General features: G+C 33.8%; 20 protein-coding genes and 1 pseudogene. 14 read left to right on the top strand and 7 right to left on the bottom strand.

Annotation, left to right across the window (positions count from 1 at the left end; genetic code table 11):
- Positions 1–285: 285 nt before the first annotated feature.
- Together rfbB and V6M85_RS08205 are read left to right on the top strand one after the other, a co-directional pair.
- Positions 286–1,269: a dTDP-glucose 4,6-dehydratase gene (gene rfbB, locus V6M85_RS08200; protein WP_338598655.1), complete on the top strand. Its 984-nt coding sequence runs from the start codon at positions 286–288 to the stop codon at positions 1,267–1,269.
- A gap of 519 nt (positions 1,270–1,788) precedes the next feature.
- Positions 1,789–2,862: a glucose-1-phosphate thymidylyltransferase gene (locus V6M85_RS08205; protein ID WP_338598656.1), complete on the top strand. Its 1,074-nt coding sequence runs from the start codon at positions 1,789–1,791 to the stop codon at positions 2,860–2,862.
- Between the two features lie 284 nt (positions 2,863–3,146).
- Here the strand turns inward: V6M85_RS08205 and rfbC are convergent, their stop codons facing one another.
- The 5 genes from rfbC to V6M85_RS08230 form a co-directional block, all read right to left on the bottom strand.
- Positions 3,147–3,704: a dTDP-4-dehydrorhamnose 3,5-epimerase gene (gene rfbC, locus V6M85_RS08210; RefSeq protein ID WP_338598657.1), complete on the bottom strand. Its 558-nt coding sequence runs from the start codon at positions 3,702–3,704 to the stop codon at positions 3,147–3,149.
- A gap of 4 nt (positions 3,705–3,708) precedes the next feature.
- Entirely contained in the window at positions 3,709–4,590 is an 882-nt protein-coding gene (rfbD, locus tag V6M85_RS08215; protein ID WP_338598658.1) for a dTDP-4-dehydrorhamnose reductase, read from the bottom strand.
- Positions 4,591–5,302: 712 nt separating this feature from the next.
- Positions 5,303–6,544, bottom strand: coding sequence for a hypothetical protein (locus tag V6M85_RS08220; protein WP_338598660.1), 1,242 nt, complete (start codon positions 6,542–6,544; stop codon positions 5,303–5,305).
- 432 nt (positions 6,545–6,976) lie between these two features.
- Positions 6,977–8,767, bottom strand: coding sequence for a hypothetical protein (locus tag V6M85_RS08225; protein WP_338598662.1), 1,791 nt, complete (start codon positions 8,765–8,767; stop codon positions 6,977–6,979).
- 14 nt (positions 8,768–8,781) lie between these two features.
- Positions 8,782–9,867, bottom strand: a complete 1,086-nt coding sequence (locus tag V6M85_RS08230; RefSeq protein ID WP_338598664.1) for a hypothetical protein — start codon at positions 9,865–9,867, stop codon at positions 8,782–8,784.
- A gap of 254 nt (positions 9,868–10,121) precedes the next feature.
- Between V6M85_RS08230 and V6M85_RS08235 the strand changes: the two genes are divergently transcribed.
- Positions 10,122–10,652: a PaREP1 family protein gene (locus V6M85_RS08235; protein ID WP_338598665.1), complete on the top strand. Its 531-nt coding sequence runs from the start codon at positions 10,122–10,124 to the stop codon at positions 10,650–10,652.
- Positions 10,653–10,792: 140 nt separating this feature from the next.
- Here the strand turns inward: V6M85_RS08235 and V6M85_RS08240 are convergent, their stop codons facing one another.
- The gene (locus V6M85_RS08240; RefSeq protein WP_338604683.1) at positions 10,793–12,025 is read right to left on the bottom strand and encodes a glycosyltransferase; all 1,233 of its coding nucleotides are present in this window, start codon (positions 12,023–12,025) and stop codon (positions 10,793–10,795) included.
- A gap of 558 nt (positions 12,026–12,583) precedes the next feature.
- On the opposite strand from V6M85_RS08240, the gene V6M85_RS08245 reads away from it, so the two are divergent.
- From V6M85_RS08245 to V6M85_RS08255, 3 genes and pseudogenes are all read left to right on the top strand, one after another.
- Positions 12,584–13,120: an adenosylcobinamide amidohydrolase gene (locus V6M85_RS08245; RefSeq protein WP_338598667.1), complete on the top strand. Its 537-nt coding sequence runs from the start codon at positions 12,584–12,586 to the stop codon at positions 13,118–13,120.
- Positions 13,121–13,561: 441 nt separating this feature from the next.
- A complete protein-coding gene (locus V6M85_RS08250) occupies positions 13,562–14,866 on the top strand; it encodes an MFS transporter (protein WP_338598668.1) in 1,305 nt (434 codons plus the stop codon).
- Between the two features lie 230 nt (positions 14,867–15,096).
- Positions 15,097–15,342, top strand: a pseudogene (locus V6M85_RS08255) (HEPN domain-containing protein); the annotation flags it as partial.
- Between the two features lie 30 nt (positions 15,343–15,372).
- Here V6M85_RS08255 and V6M85_RS08260 read toward each other — a convergent pair.
- Complete coding sequence (locus tag V6M85_RS08260) at positions 15,373–16,551, bottom strand: RNA-guided endonuclease TnpB family protein (RefSeq protein WP_338598670.1); 1,179 nt, start codon at positions 16,549–16,551, stop codon at positions 15,373–15,375.
- Between V6M85_RS08260 and V6M85_RS08265 the strand changes: the two genes are divergently transcribed.
- The 8 genes from V6M85_RS08265 (at position 16,508) to cbsB (ending at position 24,192) form a co-directional block, all read left to right on the top strand.
- Positions 16,508–16,864 (top strand): nucleotidyltransferase domain-containing protein, encoded by a 357-nt coding sequence (locus V6M85_RS08265; RefSeq protein ID WP_338598672.1) that lies wholly within the window; start codon positions 16,508–16,510, stop codon positions 16,862–16,864. The two genes, V6M85_RS08260 and V6M85_RS08265, sit on opposite strands and share 44 nt — an antisense overlap.
- 350 nt (positions 16,865–17,214) lie before the next feature.
- Complete coding sequence (locus V6M85_RS08270; RefSeq protein WP_338598673.1) at positions 17,215–17,796, top strand: hypothetical protein; 582 nt, start codon at positions 17,215–17,217, stop codon at positions 17,794–17,796.
- Positions 17,796–18,494, top strand: coding sequence for a hypothetical protein (locus tag V6M85_RS08275; RefSeq protein ID WP_338598674.1), 699 nt, complete (start codon positions 17,796–17,798; stop codon positions 18,492–18,494). Before V6M85_RS08270 ends, V6M85_RS08275 begins: the two co-directional genes overlap by 1 nt.
- Positions 18,484–18,924, top strand: a complete 441-nt coding sequence (locus V6M85_RS08280; protein WP_338598675.1) for a PIN domain-containing protein — start codon at positions 18,484–18,486, stop codon at positions 18,922–18,924. Before V6M85_RS08275 ends, V6M85_RS08280 begins: the two co-directional genes overlap by 11 nt.
- A gap of 415 nt (positions 18,925–19,339) precedes the next feature.
- Positions 19,340–20,473, top strand: a complete 1,134-nt coding sequence (locus tag V6M85_RS08285) for a radical SAM/SPASM domain-containing protein (RefSeq protein WP_338598677.1) — start codon at positions 19,340–19,342, stop codon at positions 20,471–20,473.
- On the top strand, positions 20,446–21,492 hold the full coding sequence (locus V6M85_RS08290; protein WP_338598679.1) for a TIGR04053 family radical SAM/SPASM domain-containing protein: 1,047 nt from the start codon (positions 20,446–20,448) through the stop codon (positions 21,490–21,492). Before V6M85_RS08285 ends, V6M85_RS08290 begins: the two co-directional genes overlap by 28 nt.
- Before the next feature lie 346 nt (positions 21,493–21,838).
- The gene (gene cbsA, locus V6M85_RS08295; protein ID WP_338604685.1) at positions 21,839–23,236 is read left to right on the top strand and encodes a cytochrome b558/566 subunit A; all 1,398 of its coding nucleotides are present in this window, start codon (positions 21,839–21,841) and stop codon (positions 23,234–23,236) included.
- Positions 23,233–24,192 (top strand): cytochrome b558/566 subunit B, encoded by a 960-nt coding sequence (gene cbsB / locus V6M85_RS08300; RefSeq protein WP_338598681.1) that lies wholly within the window; start codon positions 23,233–23,235, stop codon positions 24,190–24,192. The genes cbsA and cbsB overlap by 4 nt, the downstream gene beginning before the upstream one ends.
- Positions 24,193–24,220: the final 28 nt, after the last annotated feature.

A 24,220-nucleotide genomic window follows, 5' to 3' on the forward strand; every position in this document is an offset into this window, starting at 1 on the left:
TCTCAACCCTTGGATTTCACCGAAGTCGCATATACTCATCCTTCTCCATCCCATTAGGGGGATAACCCCACTCACCCTTTTAAGGTGAGGAAACCCCCACATCTTGTAACTATCCTTACCCCATTCGGGAATTTCCCATCCACATCTGAGGTAAGGTTACTATGTCTTTTAGACTGTGTGCAAATTATATAAATTTTACGCTAAGACAGAAACAGTTTTCCAGGGCACACCTAACTAAGCTTTCTAACATCTATTTTTATATGTGACATGTTTATCTTTATACTAATGAGGGCAATAATAACTGGTGGTTACGGTTTTATTGGGTCTAATTTCGTTAGAAATCACTATAAGGACTTTTCCCATTTAGTAGTTTTAGATAATCTCTCTTACGGAAGTAATGTGAAAAATTTGGAGGGAATACCACACACCTTCATTAAGGGTGATATTGCTGATGCGGAATTAGTTCCCAGATTAATAAGGGAATTTGAGCCAGATGTAATAGTTAATTTCGCTGCAGAGTCTCACGTGGATAGGAGTATTTCTGATCCAATAACTTTTCTTCACAGTAATGTTTATGGAGTAGTAAATATTCTAGAGGCAATCAGAAAGGCTAAACAAAACGTTAGGTTAGTTCAAATAGGTACTGATGAAGAATACGGAGATGCATTAAATAGGACTTTCTCAGAAGATGACCCTTTAAATCCCTCTTCACCTTATTCAGCGTCTAAGGCATCAGCTACGCTTTTCGTCAAAGCCTACGTTAGAACTTATGGAATTGACGCTGTAATTACTAGATCCTCAAACAATTTTGGCCCTTATCAATTCCCAGAAAAGTTGATTCCAAAGACGATAATAAGAGCCTTAAAGGGGTTAAGTATTCCAATATATGGCAGTGGCGAGCAGAGGAGGGATTGGATTTTCGTTGAGGACAATTGCTCAGCAATAATGACAGTTCTAAAGAAGGGGAAGAAAGGGGAAATATACAATATTTCAGCAAAAAATGAGAGAACAAACATAGAAATAGTTAGTGCCATTTTAAAGATAATGGGCAAACCGGAAAGTCTTATAGTTCACGTTGAAGATAGGCCAGGCCATGATTTTAGATATAGTATAGATAATAAGAAAATAATGGAACTGGGATGGAAGCCGAAATGGGATTTCGAAAAAGCTTTAGAGTATACTGTTAAGTGGTATTTAGATAATAGATCGTGGTGGGAGGAATTAATTAAGGATGAAAAAGTGTTAGCAGAAACCCCGTGGAAGTATTAACTTTTTATTAGAAATGTTACTGCGTGCCCTTCTCTTAAACTAATTCTATTGTATTGTCTGTCTTGCATTAAAAGTTTTAATTTTTAACAATCTTACATCTGAACTTAACCCTTTATATTTATGATTATTGGAGAACAATATACACCTAAATAGCTTGTTTGATATCATTTAATGGTATGAAATTCACCAATATTAATGAAAGCTTAGTCTTTACCGATGGTCGATATTTTTCTTTCTTTTCTTCTCATCTATTTCTCTCCCCCATTATAATGTACCTATTTACTAAACCTCACTAATTTCAAAGTTATTACAAAATATTCGTTACAGTCCTCTATCCCATTTCACGGTACTCACAAAATCACACTCTCAAAAAAGTGGAATATCTGGAAATTGAGATTCTTCTCTTATCAAAACTGTTCGTAAAATCAGCGTTAAGCATTCAAATGGTACACACACTACGCTATTACCTACTAATATCAACAGCATAAAAATTTTATGCCCCTCTTCGAAGTGTCTATAATGAAAGGACTTTTATTAGCTGGTGGGTCTGGTACTCGTTTAAGACCATTAACTTACACTGGTAATAAACACACTTTACCAATTGCAAATAAACCAATGATTCTTTACGCTTTTGAAAACTTAGTTAACCTAGGTGTTAAGGACATTGGTGTAATTATTGGTCCTTTAAAGGAAGGCGTAGTTGAGATTCTCTCTCACACAAAATACCCTGACGTAAACGTTACTTTTATTGAGCAACCAGATCCTTTAGGTTTAGCTCACGCTGTGATGACAGCTGAACCCTTTCTAAAAGATGAACCCTTTGTTATGCATTTAGGTGATAATTTACTGAGTAGTGGTATTTCAGATTTCGTCCGCGTTTTTGAGGAAACTAAAGCTGATGCTGTTGTTGGTGTAACAGAGGTCAAAGATCCTAGGCAATACGGTGTAGTAGTTTTAGATGAGAGAGGGAGAGTTAAGAAACTAATAGAGAAACCTAAAGAGCCTCCCTCAAATCTCGCTTTAGTTGGTGTTTATGTTTTTTCTCCAGAAATTCATAAATATACTAAAAAACTAAAGCCTAGCTGGAGAGGGGAATATGAAATCACTGATGCGATCCAATTAATGGTTAATGATGGTAAGAGGGTTGAAGTTGTTAAGATAAAGGGTTGGTGGAAGGATACTGGAAAACCCTATGATTTGTTGGAGGCTAATCAACTCATCTTAGATACTATTCAAACTGATATTCATGGTAAGGTTCATGATTCTTCTTTAGTTCAAGGAAGGGTAATTATCGGTGATGGTACAGAGGTTAAGGAAAACGTCACGGTTCGTGGTCCAGTTATTATAGGTAATAATTGCGTAATTGGTCCCAATACGTACATAGGTCCTTATACTTCTATAGGAGATAATTGCGTAATTGAAGGTGTTGAGATAGAGAATTCAATCGTGATGAGTAACGTAAAGATAAGGAACGTTGCAATAAGAATCTCTGACAGTATAATAGGTAATTACGTAGAAATTACAAGGGAAAGTTCTATACCTAAAACTCATAAATTTATTCTTGGAGATAGAACTAGTGTTAAATTGGTTTAACTCTAATGGGGGTTAAGGTGAAAAAGTACCCATCCTAACGGTAATCCCTAAAATCAATTGATTCTAGATGAACATCGTCATCTTATTAACCTCTATAAAGGAAGGAATAATATCTCATTAAGTGAATTTAGAATTCTCTATCTACCTATCTAATTTGTGGGGTATCTGAAAATTAAGGTTTATTCTCTTGATCAAAACTGCTCGTAGAATTAGCGTTAAGTACTCAAATGCTATACACACTACTACCTATCTTCTCTTCTTCTTTTTCCTTTTCCTCAAGCTTATTAACACAAATCCATTCCATATTTGAAGTTAGCTTTTGAATCTCTTAACAAAGGCAAATTTCTGTCCTTTTCTGAAACTATAACGTCCTTTATTGGCCATTGAACATTTACCTCAGGATCATTATAGGCAATTCCAGAATCATGGTCCTTAGAGAACTCCCTAGTGACAAAATAAATTACATGAGAGTCTTCCAAAGCGACAAAACCATGAGCGAAACCAGATGGAATCCAAAACAATCTCCCCGGAATTAGTTCAACAGAAACCCATTTTTTATATGTAGGTGAACCCTTCCTTAAATCAACAGCAACATCGAAAATTCTACCTGAAATAACAGTAACTAACTTGCCTTGAGGAAATGGCATTAACTGAAAATGCAAACCGCGAAGAACTCCTTTTCTGGAAAAAGAATGATTTACTTGAACGAAACGACAAGGAATCTCCTTAAAAAAGTCACTTTCCTTATATATCTCCTCAAAGTAACCTCGATCGTCTGGGAATTGTTTAGCTTCAACTAAAATAACTTCCGGAATTTCGAGTCTTTTAAAGGAAAAAGGCATTTAACTATCCTCCACTTTCCACCTCTTCCTTAAGTAATTTTAAAGCTTTTTCTACAGTCATTGGCTTTTGAGACAAGATAGCGGAAGCCATTGATACGTTTAAAGAGGAGTTCTTTGGCCTTTTAGCCAACCACCTCATCAAATCTGAAGTTACAGGTTTTATCAAACTCTCACTCAATCCAAAAACCTTAGCTAACGTAATGGCAAACTCAAATCTACTTATTTGTGAGGCATCAGTCAAATGTAAAATCCCTTCCAACTTTCTCTCTACACTTTCCCTTAGCATTAACGCAAAATTAGTATTCAACGTTGGGGATGTAATTTGATCTGTCACAACTCCAATCTCTTCCCTATTCTTCAACTTCTTCAAAAGCCATAAAGCGAAATTATCCTTTCCACTAGCTGGATTACTTCCATAAGGTGTACTGGTCCTTACGATCAAATACTTGTCTGCATATTTCTTTACCATTTCCTCACCCTCAAGCTTTGTCCTTCCATAAACGTTTATTGGATTAGGCTTATCATCTTCTCTATAATTACCCTTTTCGCCATCAAAGACGTAATCCGTAGAAACGTAAACTAAGAAAGAATCAGTCTCCTTACTCAGCTTAGCTATTTCCTTGGTAACTTCCACATTTAGCAGTCTAGCCAATTCGGGTTGCTTTTCGCACTTATCCACATCTGTCAAAGCTGCAGCGTGAATTATAACATCTGGAGAGAGATCTCCTATCTTTTTAATCTCCTTTAAGTCGGAAAGATTCAATTGCAAGAAATTAGGAGTTTCTGGTTTACTTGAATAATAAACCCCAATAACCTCGTAATTGGAAAAAACCTTAACAATTTTCTTTCCTAAAAGACCACCTGCACCAGTAACTACAATCCTCACAGTAGAATATAAATCACCTTTGTCTTATAAATGATCTTCCTAGTCAAGGTGACGAGAGTGTAACCTAACGGTAAGATGAAAAGATACATCATAACGGTAGTCTCTTAAAATCAGCTTAAAAGGTTAAAAAAGATAAAAGGTGAATCTTTAATTTTAATGAATTAGATATAAACTCATTCTGTATCTTATTCCCAAAAAGTAAGGCAAGGAAAAAGCTAGAACTCTCCACTATTTTTAACGTAATTTTCGTTTTATTTCTTAAACTTTTAATTCATACCCTTTTCTGTTATCTTAAGATAAAGTTCAAGTAATATTTTTCATGAATTAATTTTAGGACTATCAAGGGCAAGGGAGGGAGTCAGAGCTTCACAACTTGAAAACGATAAATTATCTCATCGACAGTATGAGTATGATTATCAGTATTAATATCCAGCATATCTACTTTATCATTTTATAACATGGGATAGCTGAGTTGCTTTAATTATATGGGCTATTGAAATTCATTATGACTAGACGATTTATTTAAAGGGAGCAATTCATTCAGTAAATGAGAAGAAATATGTTAAATGTTAAAATTAAAAATACTATATAATTTGTTATTTCGTTTCGATTTTTCATTACTGTATAATTGATCCTCTTTTTAAACTACAATTGAATTTTTCTCCTCTTTTCTTTACAAATATTAACACTATTTTTTATACATATATATTATTTATATATAATTATTGCTAGTTTGATTCCTAAGTAAATTTGCTATGTTAATTTGCCAATCAGCTTTAGCATTTAATATTGTAATTTTCACATCATTGCTACTACTATAGTCATCAATAGCAATCCATAATACGTTAGCTAAATTACTTGATGATCTTGATGATATTGCGTTGTATTGTAAATCGGATCTGCAACGTATTGCTAAAATGACATTGTTCTCATTTGCGGAAACTGGTGGTATATTTAGGGCAAAAGGAATTGTGTAAATATATATTACTGAATCCGTTTTAGAGGCTAAATATTTACAATAATAGGATGCACATTCTATGAAATCTATCTTATATCCTAATTTTTCAAATACGTTCTTAAAATACTTATTAATCATCACGTTACTTTGAACTCTTAATAATTCATCAAATGCATTTATTATGTAGTAGACTAGTAAGGGATTTACTAGGCCATTATATACTATTTTATTGATACTCAAACTATTAGTAATGGAGGAAATTTCAAGACCATACGCTTCTTTATAAAATGTAGAATCATAGTTGTTATCGTCTTTTTTCTTATCTATTTCATACATTAATGCCGCTATGCTGTAAGGTTTAGATGAATTTAACATCTCTAATTTATCATATACATATTTATAGTCTGGGAACTCACTTTGAACTTCATTAGATAATTTTTGAATTGTAGTTTTGTTATTATCAGTTAATATTAAATACATTTCAGGATAATCTTGTTTACTGCTACTATCGTGTTTATTTACAGCTAGAAGCGACTTTACTAGTACTCTTTCCACTTCTTCGCTATCTACCTTAGATGACAACATTGGGGATACGAATCCTGCTGTTTCATGTGAATCAATAACGCTTCTATTTAACGCGCCTTTCTTTACAATATAGAGGGATATCATAGCTAGTAATCTATGGTAAAAAGGTCCTAAGCTATCCACCTTATTATTACCTATACATTCGTATATTACATTTTCAAGCTGTTTCTTTCTATCAGTACGATTTTGTACATTTAGATAATCCACTATTGGATTACGTAACTTCTCTAGCTCTTGATATATTTGATTTATTTCAATATTTGATAATCCATAATATTGTAGAGTATTACTAACATTGATATATGTATAGTAATACGATGAGTTAATAAATGCTAAAGAAGCTAGAGCTCTTCCAACGCTCATGCATGCAAAGGCTTTTATTGTGTTTAATATGTCGATTGTGTGATCCATAATTATTTTAACAATTAGTTACTTTTAAATATTCTTTTTGGAGGTGTTCAATATAGCCATAAAAATATAATATAATACTATAAAAATTCGAAATATTAAAGAGAGATATCTAAATCATTTAGAGAGTTGATTTGAATTACTAATTCAATTTTAATTATAGCAATACTAAAGAAAATATGGAAATGATTTTGATGCAAATTAATCTAAGTTTAAAGGGGAGCATGTGATGATTCCATTACTCTGATAATGACGAACAGCTTGAAAACTGACGCTGTGACTAGCTTCTAATCTTTAATCTTCCCGCTAAAAAAGGTTTATTCTAGATTTTTAGTTAGTTAGACTGACCGACTTTTTCCCATTCAGTATTAATGGTTAAGTTGTTGAGTTCTAAGGATATCTACTCGACTAATAATTTCCTCTGAAAGATTTTTATTAAAAATTGTTTTTATTTAGGCTCTCGTAATACTCTTTTCCTTTCTTTATTAATGCGAATAAATCTATTAACTCCACCTTATCATTCTCTTTAACTGGTATTAATACTGATAAGTTAATGCTCTCTTCCTTAGCTGATTTAATTCTTGCTTTTATTGCCTTAAAATTAAGTAATGCTGGTAAAGGTCTCATAACTGCGAAAATATTTGAAGATACTTTAGAGTACTTCTTTTGTAATTCGTATAGTTCATCCGAAGGTAATTTTCCGTAGGAAGTTTTAGCATCATATATTTCTCTAGTGGTATATACGTAAATATCTGGTCTTAGCCCTTTTATTGAATATGGATCTGTCATTACATTTTCATCTATTTCTTCTTCTACTTTTATTAAGTTTGGAGGGATATTTCTATTTTCTATTAAATCCCTAATCGTGACTGCTTTTAATTTTCTGTGCAATAACGATTCGTTTTCATCTGGATCTTGATTACTGGGTACGTCTAGTTTAATATATTTCTCTTGTAGCCATTTCCAACTCTCGTTTAGAATTTCCTCGTATTTTAGTCTGATATTTGATAAGCTATTGTAACCCTCTAAAATAGGTACTAAGCCAGAAGCTAAGTATGCCAGAGTTTGTATTTCTTCTTTAGTGAAGTTTTCTTTAATTATTGTTGATGGTTTTAATCCTATTTTGGTTTGATATATCTCATATAAGCAATTTGGAATAATTATGATACTAAACTTGTCTCCTATTATTGCTGAGATTACAATATCAAATAGAACATCTAAATTATCATCATCATTAGACTTACCAATTTTTTCACATAATTTGTGGTCTAACACGAATATCCCTTCTCCTATATCTTTCAATTTAGGTAAAGTCGAGTAAATTGTATTAGGGATTGAAGAGATTAATCTTGGAGAAAACTCCTTACCGCTTATAATTTCCGCTATCTCCACTGCTATCTTAGATAGAGAATTCTCAATGTCAGTTTTATTTTCGTCATATATTATTATGTTAGGTCCTCTAGACGATATATTACTTAGGAATTTTCCTAGTTTAATTATAAATTCTGGTTCTTCTTCCGTCATACCACCCGAATTACCTGGATTCGAACTTAAAGAATTAGTCTTGTGTTCTTCAGCATCTTTTGGTTCCGGTTGAGATAATTTTGAAGATGAAACTTCACTATTTATATATAATGAAATTTTTTGAGGTTTAGTGAAATTTGGATTCAGCCTTAATTCTTCTTTTGAACTATCGGGATTTTTTCCAACTTTTGGTAAGGAAGAATTTATCTGAATTGATAAAGAGTAAGGTTTAATGAAAGCAAATTTTAGTATTTTTAAACTTACTTTGTCAGAGTATTGATTCTTAGGAGAATAAACATAAGATGAATTTAAGGGTATTAATACTTTTGGTAATTGACTGAATTGTGGTTCATGTATTAATTTTTCAATTTTGATAATTCTTATGTTTTGACTTTTCATTGCCAAAGCAGGCGATTGTTCCTGTTTTTGAGATTTTGATTCAAGATTGGATTGTGGATAGATGGTTATTCTTATAGGTTCAGGGACTTCAGTTTCTGTTTTACTCTCATGACTAACGTTTGAGGTTTCTGGATTTTGTTTATTGCTTGATGTATTTTTTTGATTTATATTGTCATTATAAGCGTCTACCCTAGTATTATTTTCTTTTTTCCTCCTCCTACTTGCATTAGGATTTTCTTCCTCTGTATTCTCTTCTATTATGCTTTCTTCGTATTCATTTAGCTTATCTTCTTTTTCTTCCATATTGCTCACCCAGGTTATGATAGTATCTTAGAAGGAGTAATCTCTGATCCAATATCGAATCTTTCCCATAGGGATTTTTCTCCTACAAATTCTAGCATTCCATTATCAGATTTCGTCTGTAGAGTTAGAGATGGATCTAAGAACAAGACAATATTAACTTTATTATCCTTGAAAAGACTTTCTACATCATAATTTCTTTTACAAAAAACAAGGTTATACTCATCATCCAAAGATCTGCTAATTAACACATGGGCATTTTGGCCTTCAATTACAATTTTTTTGAATCTTGCATTTTCTAGTTCACCTACTACTAAGTTATTACTTTTTAAGAGGCTGTTCATAAAATCTATATAATTAATTTTAACTTGTAGTTGGGGAACTACTGAGTGCCAAATTGTCCTAAATATTATGTCTGCGATTTCGTTTTGCTTATGAATATATATACTCAAATTTTTTTCCTGCGAATAAATTGGAATTTTTTCTAACCCTAGGAACTTTTGAAGAGATTCATCATTAAATATCTCTGGATATTGAGCTTCTAGCATTGGTCCTAATAAATGCCTTGTGGTAACTGTGACGAAAGAATAATAATTATACATTGGTAAAATTGAAATCATACTATTTTCCAAATTTTGAATAATGTTCTTAAATTGTTCTACGTTTGTAATGTCTTCTACTGAAGGTACAACTATTCCTAACTTTCCAAATAGTACTCCCAGATCATTTACGAGAGAATGTATAATACTTATAGCAGAGGTTGTATTTATTTTCTGTATGTTAACTGTAGAGTAATCTGAACCTTGTGTGGAGTTTAAATATACTTTTGGATCTACATATATTCCATATAAACCTCTAGTGAGTTTAGCTAAACTATCTTGTACGTATTCTCCTTTTTCGTTAATTCCTCCGATAAAGAATGGTAAGAGATTTTGATTTATTTTATCTAGATTTATGTTGTTACTTACTTCTCTCATTAAATAATTTCCAAAATTGTCAAGAGCTTTCAGATTAACATAAAGAGGTACAATACAATTCTTGATGTAGCCCATCCAAGAATCTTTATTTAATGGACCTGCAGTTTGATATGAGCATTCCTCCATAAAATTTCTTTACCTTTTCATACTATATAATTATTTCTCTCTATTTTTATACTTGCGTAATGCATGAAATAATATTGAAAAGTAACTTTTTGATTTCTAGTATTCATAAACTTTTAATTCATATTCTTTTTCTGATATCCCAAAATAAAGTTCAAGTAATATTTTTCATGAATAGAATTTGGGGGCTACCGGTAAGGGCGGAGCAGTTCACTGACTTTCATTAAATATTTTAACGTAAATCGAGACTTTTTATTATGGAAAGGGATTTACTCAGTGTTAATGAAGATTACATTTATGCTAGAATCGCTGAAGCTTTAAGTGATGGTCTTTTAGCTATTGAACTCTTTAAGAGAGGGTTTAGTAGAAACTCTGCTGGTAAGGCTTTTTCAGCAGTAAAAGCTTTGTTATCAGCTTTAGTAATTAAATATAACGATAAGCTTGTTGAAATAGCTAAGGATGAGGAGGAAAGGAAATGGATCATGAGTAAAGCCCACATTGTTACTACACACTCAATGAAGACGCTCAGCATGTATCTTGAGAAAATTGGAATAAGCGTAGATACAGCTGTGAATTTAGCCTTAGATCTTCATGAATATCAATACAACGGTTTTGAGCCTGATTTTTCACCATATGGGAAAAAAGATGAGGTGAAAAATGATATGATAAAAGTAATTAATCAGATAATACAGATAATCAGACAGAACTTTGAAATAAAAGATGAGGAAATTTTGAGATTAAAGGAAAAGTTGAAGGACGGACTTGAGAAATTTTCAAAGATGAATTAATTATCTCTTTTGAGAGTGTCCAGATTTAGTTTGTGGGGTATCTGAAAATTAAGGTTATTCTCCTGATCAGAACTATTCGTAGAATTGGCGTTAAGTATTCAAATGGTACACACACTACATAAGCGCATAAATATTAGACTTCACATATACTTTAGTATTATTTTCCTTACGGATTCTGCAACGTTATCCCAGCTGGAATGTAATCTAAGAAAAGAGAGGAGTGTTTCATTATTCATCATATCCTCTATCTCTCTCTCGTTCATGGAAATTATCTTCTTTGACTCTAACGCCATACTTTCTTTATCAAACTCTTCCACAATTTTCACTGCCTCTAAACCAGAATAAACACTCCTTATTGCTGGTATCCCATAAGCGACAACTGGCGTACCTAAAGCTAAAGCTTCTAAAACCGCTAAAGAAAAACCGTCAACATGAGTAGGGTAAATTAATAACTTCGCCTTTGAAACCACTTCGTTAAGCCTTTTTCTTTCTACAAACCCTAAATACTCTACGTCTAGGTCATACTTTTTCACCTTGCTCCAGAACCTCCTTTCATTGTATTTATCAAAGAACTTTCCCATCACTACTAGTTTAATCTTCCTTCCAAGCTTAGAATAGATGATCTTCATTATATCCGGAATTTCATGAATACCCTTATCATTATTAAGCCTACTCCAGAAAACTACATATTCCTCCTTTCCTCTGTTTCTATACTTTAAGAGTTCTGGATCGAAAGCGTTTCCCGGTACAATCACTTCTCCTTGTAAGCCACTCTCCTCCAAAGAACCTTTACTTACGCTTGCAATGAAAGTCGGTTTATATTCCTTCAATAGTCGCGTATACTTCGGTTTGGCATAAAGGGTGTTGTATAGAAACCTAGTGTAAAATCCCCTTCCAGTGGATAAATTAATTCCATAAAATTTCATTAATCTACGTAAATATCTAATGGAATTCGCGTAAAACAACGGTTCATGGATGGTTAATCCAAATTTCGCTTTCCTTCCCAAATAAAAAATGTCAAAGGAAGTATGATCTGGTTCGTATAAGAAATCAACGTCAACTGTATACTTTTCCGAAACTTCTTTAGCTATCCTATCTGCATATAAAAACCTCTTAACGCCAGTTAGTCTATATTTTTCCATATCATCTAAAAGTGTGTAAAAATCGGGGGCAACTTTAATTCCTTGCCTTTCTAAATCCTTTGCCCTTCTCTCTAGCACATCTTTACTCCAAATGAATACAGGGCTTGAAGGGTAATAAACAATATCAAATGTTTTCCTCAGCCTTGTAACTACCTCATAAGCGTGGACAGAGCCACCACCGGCAAATTGAGGGGAGAGAAAATTGTTATACACAATACCTAACTTCACAATTGGTTAAGCGAGATGTAGAATAAAAAATATTATTAAGGGATAGTTTAGGTCTTATCTCTTGAATTAAAGCACTTCTTTGTTCATATTCATAAGTTATCTAATATTCTTGTTTTAAATAGGTATGGGAAATCGGAGCTAACTTATAAACTATTTAATTTACTGTTGAATAGATATGTATATTTTTCATATTTATTACTCATTATATAACGCGAGTATTTATGCAGTTATATCTCTCTATATGAGGAAATCTATTTAATCTTTTATCAATTATCACATCCAATTTATAGAAATTTTATATTGCACTATTGTAATCTCTAATTAACATAAAAGGGTAAATAGTGTGTGTACCATTTGAATATTTAAAGCTAATTCTATGAACAGTTCTGATTAAGAGAAGAATCTCGATTTTCAGATAACCCACAAACTAAAACGATAAATATTATTATTGTAAGAAATTATGTTTTACTATTTGTAATATTTTAAAACAAACTAAGTTTTTACTTTCATTCCCTTAATTCCCAAAAAGTTAAAAGCTTTGAAAATTTTATTCTATTCAGCATGCAGTATAAAGTCATAAAATTCGATCTTGGAAACGAATACATAACGTTAACTTCTGCGTTATATCCGGAAGGAATAATAAGGGTTAAGGAAGTTTGTAGTATCTTTGTTGATAAAAGTTACTGCAGCAACGATCCTTGGAAAGACGCAACTAATTGGTGTAATTCTAAAAGTGCAGTAATTTTCATTACAGCTGCTAAAAATTATAAATTTAGTGAGCATATTTGGGGCAAGCTCTTCGTAAGTGCAGGTATTGGAGAGAGTGGGGAAGACGCGGGATGTACAATAAATATAGCAGTCTTCGTTAATCAAGAATTAGCAATTAATGGTTTAGTTGATTTGATAAGGACAGTGACTGAGGCTAAAGCTGGTGCATTAAGAGACCTAGGATATAATATGACGGGAACTGTAAGTGATGCATTAGCTGTTGGTTCATATCCGGGGAAAAACTACTTCATAGGGCCTGGAACTGAACTAGGTAGTAATATAGCAAGAGCAGTTAGGAATACAATAGTTGAACTACTAAAGGAAGAATGACATATATATACATACTAAACCTTATAATACTTGTAATAAAATGAAATATGGGCAGGGCTGAGTTAGTGAGGAATGGTCTCAGGGCTGAACTGATGATGCCGATAGCCGTCGAAAATTGTTTTTACAATGATGTGAAATTTTTATAGTTTGTATACAACTCTCTTTTAGAATAACGCTTAGACAAAAATGTGTGTCCATAGCGTGATCATATGGGTATAAAATAAATCACCTAAAATTTCATTTATTTCTAAATAAATACTATAATGTAAGGTTATGAATGAAAATAGTAGTCCCTTTGAATTTATAACTTCATGATAACATTAGACACACATTCATCTTTCTTTAACTAATTTTTATTTCTGACAACGCTTATGATACTAGAAAACTATTCATAAATCATTAATAAGTAAATTTATAATCAACTAATTTCCATTTTATCATATGGAGAAGAGTACTATAAAGTTAATTGATTCAGCTAAGTGGACCTCAATTCACTCTCTTATGTTCGCCTCATTAGCTGTGGGCTACTTCATGTGGGGAGTTATAGAATCAATCGCTCCTTTAACTTATCCTAACATTAATAATGTACTGTTCTTACTTACTCCTACTTTTGCAACTATTGCTGGCGATTTAGTCTTACCATTCTTCTCTGATAGAAGACTAGGTAGGAAAACCACATTCTTCATAACTATGTCAATGTACTCCATAGGTACGCTACTCTTAGTTATAGCATCTCTTATAGCTGGTTTTAATACTGATAATTTAGCTAAATTTCCTTCAATTCTCTTGATAATTTTGGGAATAATATTTGGAGTATTTGGAGTTGAGGGAGAAGTACCAGTTATGTTGTCTTATACTGCGGAGATGATGCCTCTTAAGTATAGGGACTCCATATTGGTATTGGCTCCAAATTTTGACAATATTGGGGCAATGGTAGCTGCCTTAATAGGATACTTAACCTACAGCTTATCTAACTCCTTCGTAATAGAGCTATTAGCAATATCTATTGTAGCAATTTTGGGAATCGTAACTGCTATCGTAATAAGACTTCTATTACCAGAGTCCGTGAGGTGGTTAATAGTTAAAGGTCAGGTTGATAAGGCTGAAAAAGAAGTTGAAAAAGTTGCAAAATCTGGTGTCACAAACGTTAATGAGAGTAATGTGAATAAGAAATTAAGTGTAAGCTCTAGATACGCCTTCCTAGCAATAATTGGCCTTTCTCAGTATTTAACTTATGGTTTAATGGCCTTTGTAGTTGCGGATTACTACTTCTCTAGCTCTGAAACTCCATTTATTATCTTCATAGCCAACTTAGGAGCTTCGATTGCAGGTTTCATAGCGGCATTAATTGCTAAGCAAATGAGAACTAGAATCTTTGCCTTATTGTCATATGTAGGTGGAACGCTTAGCATGATACCCATAATTCTTTTAACTAAGAACTTCGTTTTAACTGCTTTCTACGCGTTACTGATAGTAAACATGCTATTCAGTGAGTTCGGCTGGGCAGTAAGGACAATTTATGAGCCTACACTTATGCCTAAAAATTTGAGAGCCTTCATGATAGGTTTAATCAGGTTAGTGCCAATAACAGCTTACGCGATTTCGGTATACATAACCTCTTCATTTAACCTGACAGATTACCTAATATATAATTCTGTATTATGGGCAATTGGAGGCATTGCTAGCATAATATGGTATTTCAAAGGAATAGATACCAATTACGTACCACTAGAGAAAGTGGATTAAACTAAAATAAGATTACATTATGTGCAAAAATATACTACGATTTTAAAAACATTTTTAATGAGTCAACTTATTTACAAGGGAACGATTTTTGGGTCTACCGATAAGGCATAGTTGTTCACTGCGATAAGATATATACACCTTTTTACGTTATTTTGCGTATGGGAGAATTTCTAAAAAATAACGCAATTGACTTTTTCCGACGAAGCAGAGAGTGATATGGAAAATGGAATTTAGCTATGTTCCATCTTGAACAAGCTCTTCAATTATCCCTTAAGTACACTCTCTTCATTTTTACGGGCTCATTTCCTAAAACTCATGACATAAAGGATTTGTTGAGACATGTGATCAATGTTACAAATAGTGAAAAACTCATGGATATTATGAAAAACGAGTCAGTAATTTTAGACCTCCTGGTTCAAGCATATATTGCTAGCCGTTACGTTCCAACGTCATACTCAGAGGAAACCGTTAAAAAGGTATACGAAGTACTGACTTCCTCCCCGCCATCAAAATGGCGAGGGTTCCTCCCATTGGTTCGGATTTACATCCCGCATCTGGGAGGCAGTCGCGAGGCTCAGAGAACCCCGCCCATACAAATTACACACAGCTACATAATCACGATGATCCTCAAAACCACACTTCTCACACTTAAGCATCCTATATCCATTTCCTTTCAGCTTATTACCGCACTTGGGGCAAGTAGTTGAACTATACGCTGGCTTAACGTATATCACGTTTAACCCATGTTTCTTAGCCTGCCACTCAATCCAGTACTGCACGCGTCTGTACTGCATCAAATATAACCTATCTCTGTAGTCTTTCTTCAACCCTTTCACGTGAGAAATCATCTTGTTCAAGTCTTCCAACACGATGTAGTTAGCGTTTAGCCTCTTTGCTTCATCAACAACCCATTTGCCAACTTTCCTAGCAAAGTCTTGTATAACGTTTCTTGCCTTTATATGAAAGCTCCTAATCCTATTGAGAATCCTCTTATTCTCCCTCCACCTTTTTTGATACCTCTTCTGCAGATTCTCAGCTAATTTCTTAAAATGAACAGCGTCATGGAGACGTGTTGGAATTTCTATAACTTGTTTATCATTACCTAACGTGATAAAGTCCATGTTTATGTCAACAGCTATAAGCCCCTTAACTTGCTTCTCTACTTGTACTTTCTTTTTCATTGTCACGTTAAGATACCAATTATCTCCTCTCTTAACTAGTCTTGCTTCTTTCACTTTGAAGTCCTTGTACTGTGAAAGATTGTGAGGATATCCCACTATTTTCACTTCTTCCCCCAGTATCTTTGCAGTCATCGTGTTGAAATCAACGGTATAGCTTAATTTTGGTGTTAACCATAAGGAAACGTTTCTTAGTACTGGAAATCTCCCTTTTTTGGGATTCTCTAACCAACTTTTATACACGGCAATGGCATCACGATAGCAATCTTGAGCAAGTTTTGATTTCAAACCAAATTTCTCCCTGAGGACTTCATACAATGCTTTGTGGACTTCTTTTAGAGAAGTGGTTTTGTGTTCATATAACCATTGTAGAACGAACCTCTTACCAGCCAAATAGCGTTCTGCTAAGGGCTCCAGAGCCGAGGAGCAGATCTTCATTTTGATTGTCACGATCTCCTCCTCGATGGAACTACCCTCACGGGTAGCTCGCTCTGGAGCCCTCAGCATATGTTTATTTCTGAAGAAACTGTTTAAAAACATTACGCGGGCATTCATCTCCGCCTTAAAAAAGGCGAAGCTTTCTGCCCGCATTTTTGTAATTCTTTTTGGTTCAGTAGCGAGAGGAAATTATAGAATAGATAGTGATGTCGATGTTTTAGTTATCACGTCAAAAGTCAAAGATGAATGGGATAGAGCTAAGATTTCTTTAATTCTCCATAACGCAATAATGGTAGAGGAACCTTTTGAGATCCATGTCGCAACTAAAGAGGAGTTTGAAAGTTGGTATAAACGTTTTATTAACGTTTATGAAGAATTCTAAATTGTAATGTAATAATAACTGTTATCCTAATTTAGATACGAACTGAAATACGTTACTAGATAATGTGAACTATCCCCACCCTTAGGACGAAGCGTCTCGTGATGTGAACTTCTACCCCCTTAACTCCCAGAGAGCTAAATGTAAACAGTAGAATAAGGGCAAGGAATCTGTACTTTGTGGTGTATTTGTAAATTATCTGGTTTTGAACGCTCTTTTTACCATGAAGAGAATACGAAAAATTGACGTAGATTTTGAAAAGCCCCACAAAGTAAAATGATTAAGGATATTCTCAAAAGAGTTCGTAATAGCTTTAAATGAATGTGTTATGTATTATGTAATGTGCAATAAAAATGAATTTTGATACTGTAACTGTTTCATTGTTGTTTGACGCTTTGCCTAAGGAGGCGTTTAATAGGCTTTTATCTAATGAGAAGGTTAAATTATACATTCCTACTATCCCTGTTGGTGGAATTCCATTTATGTTGAATTTTACTTTTAGTTATGATGATTTATCATTCACCGTATATAACGTTGGATTTCCTTCAAAGACTAAAACAATTTTTCAAGTAAATAGGAATATAAGTGATATGGAGGCATTAAGGGATGTAATAGAAAAGTTAGCGAGGGTGGGAGATTTAGTAGGTAGTGAATATTTGATTGAAATGCTTCTGTCATATACCCTAGATTATGAGTTAAAACGCGTTGAAAATCCGTTTAAGTCTGTGACTGGTTACGTTTTTGTTGATTTTGACATTAATTCTCCTCAAGATTTAAGGTTAACCAGTTACTTATTAGATGTGAGGATTGTCCCAAATTCTGCTAATCCAAAAAAGACGTCAGTCCAACTTGTATATAGGGATAAAAGGATAGACATAAATAAGATAGAGGAAATAATGAACAAGGTTAAAAAATTTTTAGAGGGTGAGAAATAATGAGTACCACTTATTCTGTTGCTCTTTCACCTTCAGTTATTACACCATTATCATCCGAAAGTTTGAATTATCAGATACAAATTACCTCTTTGCAAACTAACAATCTTGACCAATTTTTGAAAGATATTATGAAATTAATTCCCCCAATAAGCGATGTATTGCAAAATTTTGTATCTTACTTGCTGAAGATATTAACTGATATATCAAGCTTACTAGGGAAATTGCCCAATTCAGAAGTTTTAAATGATCCTAAGGTTCAAGAGATATTTCTTAAAAGATTATTGCAAGTAAAAAGCTATGGTATAAATATTATAGAAATTGATGTTGATAATGAAGGAGAACCAGCATTTTATGTTTCATATGAGGACTGGCTTAGATATGTAAAGGAATCGGACTTACAAGCTTTTGTGATTCCTACCCGAGGTAATCTAAATATAGAAAATGTATTAAAAGATCTTGGAATATATGATTATAAACTAGAGAGGAATGATAGGGGGTTAATCGTACATCTTACTAATTGTAACGAGGTGGATAGGGTAGAATATGTAGCTTTTATACTGCCTATTGCGAATGGTAAATATTCTCCTCAAGATAGGATAATTCCAACGTGTAAGGCTCCTCCAGATTATGAAAGGCACTTTTTGACTCAACTAAAACTAGGCGTTAGATATACTCAAGGTGTTTTGTATGTGCACTAATGTTGTTGTAGATACGAGTATACTTATCAAAAAAAGCCTTGGCATTTTTGAATATCTTAACAGTAAAGGATATAATCCCTTATTTCCTACGGTAGTTTTATATGAGTATATGAATTTTGTTAGAAAAAGATGGAATGAGCTTAGGAATAAGAAGAATATTAAAAGCGCCAGCGGAAGAGCCATTGGACATATTGAAACTGCTGATACGTTATTTAATTTAATTAAGGATAGAATAAGCAAAAATACCACTACTTTATTAAATCCTGATATTGATGATTTCATAAAAAGTTTACAAATATTAAAGGATGCCGACGTGGATGCGGGAGATGCAATAATTACGACTATTGCTGCAAAATTACAATACAAGGTTATTACGGGTGATAGAGATTGGGAAAGGCTCAAGGATTACGTAGATTATGAGATTCACTGATGAAGCTTCCAGGAAGTTCTCTTCGATTCTTGGTTTAACCATCTCGACTACGGGTTTGAGGAGGAAAAGTGTTCTTTGGATAGCATATCTTCTATTGGGGGAACGGGCATCATCACGTATTGAGGTTGTTGGATGGTTTCTGTATTCGTAGTATGATGCCCGCTTTCCTCAACTTAAGTATTACTCATGTTTTTCATTAATGAGATAGATTTCAAATAATTATTCACTGAATTTTTCTCACTCCGGGCACTCTCTCGTGGCTTAGTAGTTAGTGTAATTGTAATAGAAGCCATTTTATAACTTAATTATAATATTAAATTAAAATTTATAATAGATTTCCTTTAAACCGTGTTAATCAACTATACCCCTAATTATTTAGGGATTTAAATTTAAGACACGCATCTAATCTATCATTATGATTCCAATTAGTGTCATGATAACAAATATGGGAACCGTTTCCTTTCAAGTTAAGGGGGAGTATAGCCCAAGGAATCCTAGCAGGTTCAGTCAGGTTTTTAGACCAGTTATAACATGGAATATGACATATAAATGTAATCTCAATTGTATACATTGCTATATAAACGCCTCTCCCACTAGAGAAGACGGCCTTACGACTGAGGAAGCCATTAATCTAATTGATCAAATGGCAGAGATAAAGATACCATTACTTATTATGAGTGGTGGAGAGCCATTAATGAGAAGAGACTTTCTGAATTTATCAAAATATGCGTCAGAAAAAGGAATCAAATTAGCTCTCTCTACTAATGGAACTCTAATAAGCGAGAAAATGGCTCAAATGTTGAAAGAGATAGGATTTGTGTATGTAGGAATTAGTTTAGACAGCCCTAGTCCAGAATTTCATGATAAATTTAGGGGGCTAAATGGAGCATTTGAAATGACTATTAAAGGAATTAAGAATGCCATTAACGCCGGTTTAAATGTAGGGTTAAGATTTACCATAACGTCAAAAAATATTGATGATTTAGACTCATATGTCAACCTTGCATTAAAATTGGGAGTGAAGAGGATTACATTTTATCATATATCGGCAAGCGGAAGAGGAAAGGAGTTGAGAGATTGGATGTACACCCCAGAACAATATACTAGATTCATGGATAGGCTAATAGAGTATGCTAGAAAACTTAAGGGGATAATTGAAATTGAAACAACGTTAGCTCCATATGATGGTATTTACATTGCTAAAAAATTGGCAAGAGATGAGAACGAATTAAATGAGTATTTACGCTTTGTTGAAAACAGCGGAGGCTGTGGAAGGAAAATGATCTCAATATATCCTAATGGTGATGTTTACCCTTGTCAGTTTATAGATTTTCATAAGTTGGGTAATGTGAAAGAGAAACCACTCAAGGACATTATACAAAATATTCCAGATATTTTCATAAATACTCACAAATATTTAACTGGAAAATGTGCGTCATGTGAGTATAAAGCGTACTGTAAAGGAGGAGATAGAGCAAGAGCATATTATTGGTATGGTAACCTATATGGAGATGACCCACTATGCCCTTTGAGGAATCTCCACATTTAGTGTTCTGGGAAGTAACGAAATCTTGCCCTTTAACATGTAAACATTGTAGGGCTAACGCAATAGATAGACCTCTGCCGGGAGAACTAAATACTGAAGAAGGAAAAAGGCTATTAGAGGATATAGCAGGATTTGGAAGAGTTGTAGTAGTTTTCACGGGTGGAGATCCCTTATCTAGGCAAGACATATTTGAATTGATGGATTACGCTAAGTCATTAGGGCTGGTAGTTTCAATTGCCCCAGCTCCATCTCATAGATTAAATGAGGATACTATAAGAAAAATAAGAGAGACTGCACTTTATATGTCAATAAGCCTTGATGGTTATAAACCAGAAACTCATGATTGGTTAAGAGGCTTTGGAAATTATAAATACACTATAGAGGGAATAAGACTCGGCTTAAAATATGGCTTGCAAGTGCAAGTTAACACTGTAGTTTGGAGAAAGAGTTATCCGGAATTACCGTATATCGCTAAAACTCTTAAGGATTTAGGAGTAAAAGTGTGGGAAGTATTCTTCTTAATTCCAGTGGGAAGGGGAACATTAGAATTAGATATTCCTAAAGAGAAATACCAAGATGTAATTGATTTTCTAATTGAGACTAGTAGATACGATCTAATTGTGAGAACAGTTGAGGCACCCTTCTTTAGGAGGGCAAAGTTTGAGTATAAAGAAGGAAAAGTGAACGAGCTAATTAAGAAATTAAGGGAATTATTAGGGAAGCCTATAAAACCAGTTGATAAGAACGTCATGCCTACTAGAGATGGTTCTGGCGTTATTTTTATTTCATACAATGGTGATGTCTATCCTAGCGGCTTCCTTCCATTGACTCTAGGAAATGTGAAAAAGGAAAGTATAGTGAAAATTTATAAGGAGTCTGAATTATTGAGATTGATAAGAGCAGGTAAACTAAAGGGAAAATGTGGAATTTGCGAATATAATAATATATGTGGTGGAAGTAGGGCTAGGGCATTTGCAGTTTATAATGATCCGTTAGCTGAAGATCCTGCGTGTCCTTTTTAAAGCCCTTCTAATATAATTAACAAATCATTTTTCCTTTAGATAAATTTAAGGCTTAATAACTAATTGACAGAGTTTATTTATTTTTGTATTTTAGTAATGGTATAATTCACTTCTCACCTCAAAAAGCTTCTCTCTTATATCGCATTGCAGGAAGGTATACCAGATGTGACTTTAAATGCTTTATATTGGTTCTCAAAGCTTAGTATTACTCGTTGATATTGTAAAATATTTTTGAGATAAAAATAGCTAGTTAAACCACTTTGGGAACAAAAGTAAAACAAGATAATGAGTCCAACGCTTAAGATTTTTGGACCCTACTGGATATTTATTTATTGTGACTAAGCCAATGAGTATAAAGTCCTCTTCCAAGGTAACGTTAGGAATAATATTAGGAATAATTCTTTTAGGAGTATTATTAGCAATAGCAAACATTCCTATGGCTCAAACATCACCTCAAATTCCCGTTTACAAAGTAGTTGGTACAGCAGATCTTTCTAATCCGGGATCTGCTCCTTTTTGGTCCAACATGTCATGGATTAATATTTCACTAACAGCAAATATACCTCAAGCCCCAACTTCTGGTTTAACGCACGAAATCTACGTTAAGGCAGCATGGAACGGTTCATGGATATTTGTGCTGGTCAGATGGAATGCGTCAAATCCTGCTTTTGGTGCATGGTCTGCAGCTGCTGCAGCGTTATATCCACAAGCCTCTGGACCAGGATTATTTAGACAAATCATGTTAACTCCGGGAACAACTTATTCGATAGAAAAGAATTACACTAATTATATATCTATTGTTAATGGAAAAACTCTTCAAGGAAGGCTTATATTAAATTACTCTGGCATTTTATTACCTGCACCAAACAATACCCAAATAACTGTAATGCCTAATGGGACCATAATATTATGGCATTCATTAAGACCTATGGAAGATCTTTTGTACTCAGATGGCATGTTTTATGGATACTACACTAATTCAACATGGTACTATCCAGATAGAGTAGCGATGATGTGGTATATGGGAAGTGTGATACCACCAAGTAAAGATGGAATGAATATTGGTGGAAAATATCCTGGTCAAACATTTGACGGGGTAACATTTAAAGATGCAGGCGGATCTTTAGCACAAACAGGAGGAGCTGCGAATATTTGGATGTGGGTATCTGGCGCGACCTGGAACAATTCAACCTATGATCCTGCATTTCAAGCTAATCTATGGCAAAACGAATCATTAACTGGCTTGCCCTATGTTGACGTTGGCAATCATGGATTCGCAGTTCCCCTTTACTCTAACAATACGAATATGTACGAAGTGGATTGTGCAGGAATATGGTATACTCCAGTAGCTTCCAAAGGACTAAATGGTTCATTGTTCTTCATATGGACTGGAGCTAAATACAGTAATGGGACATGGACTGTAGAGTTTGCAAGACCTTTAGCTGTACCCTCAAATTACTCCAAATGGATGCCTAATATTACTGTGGGTCAAACTTACTATGTTGCATTTGCAGTATGGCAAGGTAAGCTTGGAGAAACGCTATTTGATAAATCAATAACCCCCTCATTCTTAACATTAGAGTTAGTTACTACGCCACCAACTACTACCACTACAACTACTACATCTACTTCAGTGACATCAGTATCTACAGTAGTGCCTGCTGCCACTATTGATGTTACAATAGCCGGAGTGGTAGTTGCTCTTATAGCTCTTATAGTATTATACGCGGTGTATAGAAGATGAAAATTCTTTCTTTTGTGGAAAAAGATATTAAATATTTTTTAATAATTCTAGGTGTCACTGGCTTTTTTCAGTTTATGTTCTCTGAAGCTTTTATTTTTCCTTCTGCCCTTCCCATAAATATACCAGCTGAACCTTATCTTTTAGCACTTGGAGCAGTATCGTTTTACATCTTTTTCGTATCTTTAATAGTTGTCTCGCTTATACTATCAAACAAAATAAAGGGATTGTTACCCATAGCAATAGTGCTTGTCGCTTCTCCATTTTTACCTATTCTTCATCTCTCCTATCTCGTCTACTATGGTATTGAGGTGTTCATTATAATTATTTCGTTTGCAACTCTTGTAGAGACCTTTATGAAAAGCGATATAAGATCATTTCTCTTTCTTCCCACACTTGCTTTAGTATGTTTAGGATTAATCGCATCATTTAGTATTGACTTTTATCATGATACACTAACAACTAATTACTTGGATTTCTTCGCGGCTTCCGCTATCAGCTTCACAGTCTATTCAATTTTATGGAAGAACATCTTAAACAAAAGAAGCTTAATAGCATATATATTAGGGATAGTATGTACAGTTCCCTTTATTCAATTTGCTCATCAAATGCTGACTAATAGGTATATTGAAATTTTGATGGAGATGATTTTACCATCGGCACTAGGAATAACGATTTACAATCCATCCCATATAATTTACTTAGTCTATATATTGGCTCTTACTACGTTCTCCATAGTTTCGATAATAATAAAGGGAAATGGATCAGCTGGAATAGGATACTTCTTAATCATATCTAATGTATTCTTCGGCACTTATGGATATCTTTTACTATTTTACATGATGTTACCCACGATTGGTTATGTTATTATGAATTATAATGAGATTAAAGAAAGAAATTTGCTATCACTATTAAGCAGTTTAAGGACGATAAGAACAAGTCATAAGTCCAACGCATAAAGATTAAATGCAAGGGAATGAAATATAT

It is taken from the genome of Sulfolobus tengchongensis, from assembly GCF_036967215.1.
Classification (GTDB): Archaea; Thermoproteota; Thermoprotei_A; order Sulfolobales; family Sulfolobaceae; genus Saccharolobus; species Saccharolobus tengchongensis_A.

What these genes read in the sequence shown, in the direction of transcription:
- V6M85_RS08205 (WP_338598656.1), top strand. Translation starts at nt 1,789, where the DNA reads ATGAAAGGACTTTTATTAGCTGGTGGGTCTGGTACTCGTTTAAGACCA.
- V6M85_RS08245 (WP_338598667.1), top strand. Translation starts at nt 12,584, where the DNA reads ATGCAGTATAAAGTCATAAAATTCGATCTTGGAAACGAATACATAACG.
- V6M85_RS08265 (WP_338598672.1), top strand. Translation starts at nt 16,508, where the DNA reads ATGGAACTACCCTCACGGGTAGCTCGCTCTGGAGCCCTCAGCATATGT.
- V6M85_RS08260 (WP_338598670.1), bottom strand. Translation starts at nt 16,551, where the DNA reads ATGCTGAGGGCTCCAGAGCGAGCTACCCGTGAGGGTAGTTCCATCGAG.
- V6M85_RS08225 (WP_338598662.1), bottom strand. Translation starts at nt 8,767, where the DNA reads ATGGAAGAAAAAGAAGATAAGCTAAATGAATACGAAGAAAGCATAATA.
- rfbB (WP_338598655.1), top strand. Translation starts at nt 286, where the DNA reads ATGAGGGCAATAATAACTGGTGGTTACGGTTTTATTGGGTCTAATTTC.
- V6M85_RS08235 (WP_338598665.1), top strand. Translation starts at nt 10,122, where the DNA reads ATGGAAAGGGATTTACTCAGTGTTAATGAAGATTACATTTATGCTAGA.
- V6M85_RS08270 (WP_338598673.1), top strand. Translation starts at nt 17,215, where the DNA reads ATGAATTTTGATACTGTAACTGTTTCATTGTTGTTTGACGCTTTGCCT.
- V6M85_RS08280 (WP_338598675.1), top strand. Translation starts at nt 18,484, where the DNA reads ATGTGCACTAATGTTGTTGTAGATACGAGTATACTTATCAAAAAAAGC.
- cbsA (WP_338604685.1), top strand. Translation starts at nt 21,839, where the DNA reads ATGAGTATAAAGTCCTCTTCCAAGGTAACGTTAGGAATAATATTAGGA.
- rfbC (WP_338598657.1), bottom strand. Translation starts at nt 3,704, where the DNA reads ATGCCTTTTTCCTTTAAAAGACTCGAAATTCCGGAAGTTATTTTAGTT.
- V6M85_RS08250 (WP_338598668.1), top strand. Translation starts at nt 13,562, where the DNA reads ATGGAGAAGAGTACTATAAAGTTAATTGATTCAGCTAAGTGGACCTCA.
- V6M85_RS08290 (WP_338598679.1), top strand. Translation starts at nt 20,446, where the DNA reads ATGCCCTTTGAGGAATCTCCACATTTAGTGTTCTGGGAAGTAACGAAA.
- V6M85_RS08275 (WP_338598674.1), top strand. Translation starts at nt 17,796, where the DNA reads ATGAGTACCACTTATTCTGTTGCTCTTTCACCTTCAGTTATTACACCA.
- V6M85_RS08230 (WP_338598664.1), bottom strand. Translation starts at nt 9,867, where the DNA reads ATGGAGGAATGCTCATATCAAACTGCAGGTCCATTAAATAAAGATTCT.
- cbsB (WP_338598681.1), top strand. Translation starts at nt 23,233, where the DNA reads ATGAAAATTCTTTCTTTTGTGGAAAAAGATATTAAATATTTTTTAATA.
- V6M85_RS08285 (WP_338598677.1), top strand. Translation starts at nt 19,340, where the DNA reads ATGATTCCAATTAGTGTCATGATAACAAATATGGGAACCGTTTCCTTT.
- V6M85_RS08220 (WP_338598660.1), bottom strand. Translation starts at nt 6,544, where the DNA reads ATGGATCACACAATCGACATATTAAACACAATAAAAGCCTTTGCATGC.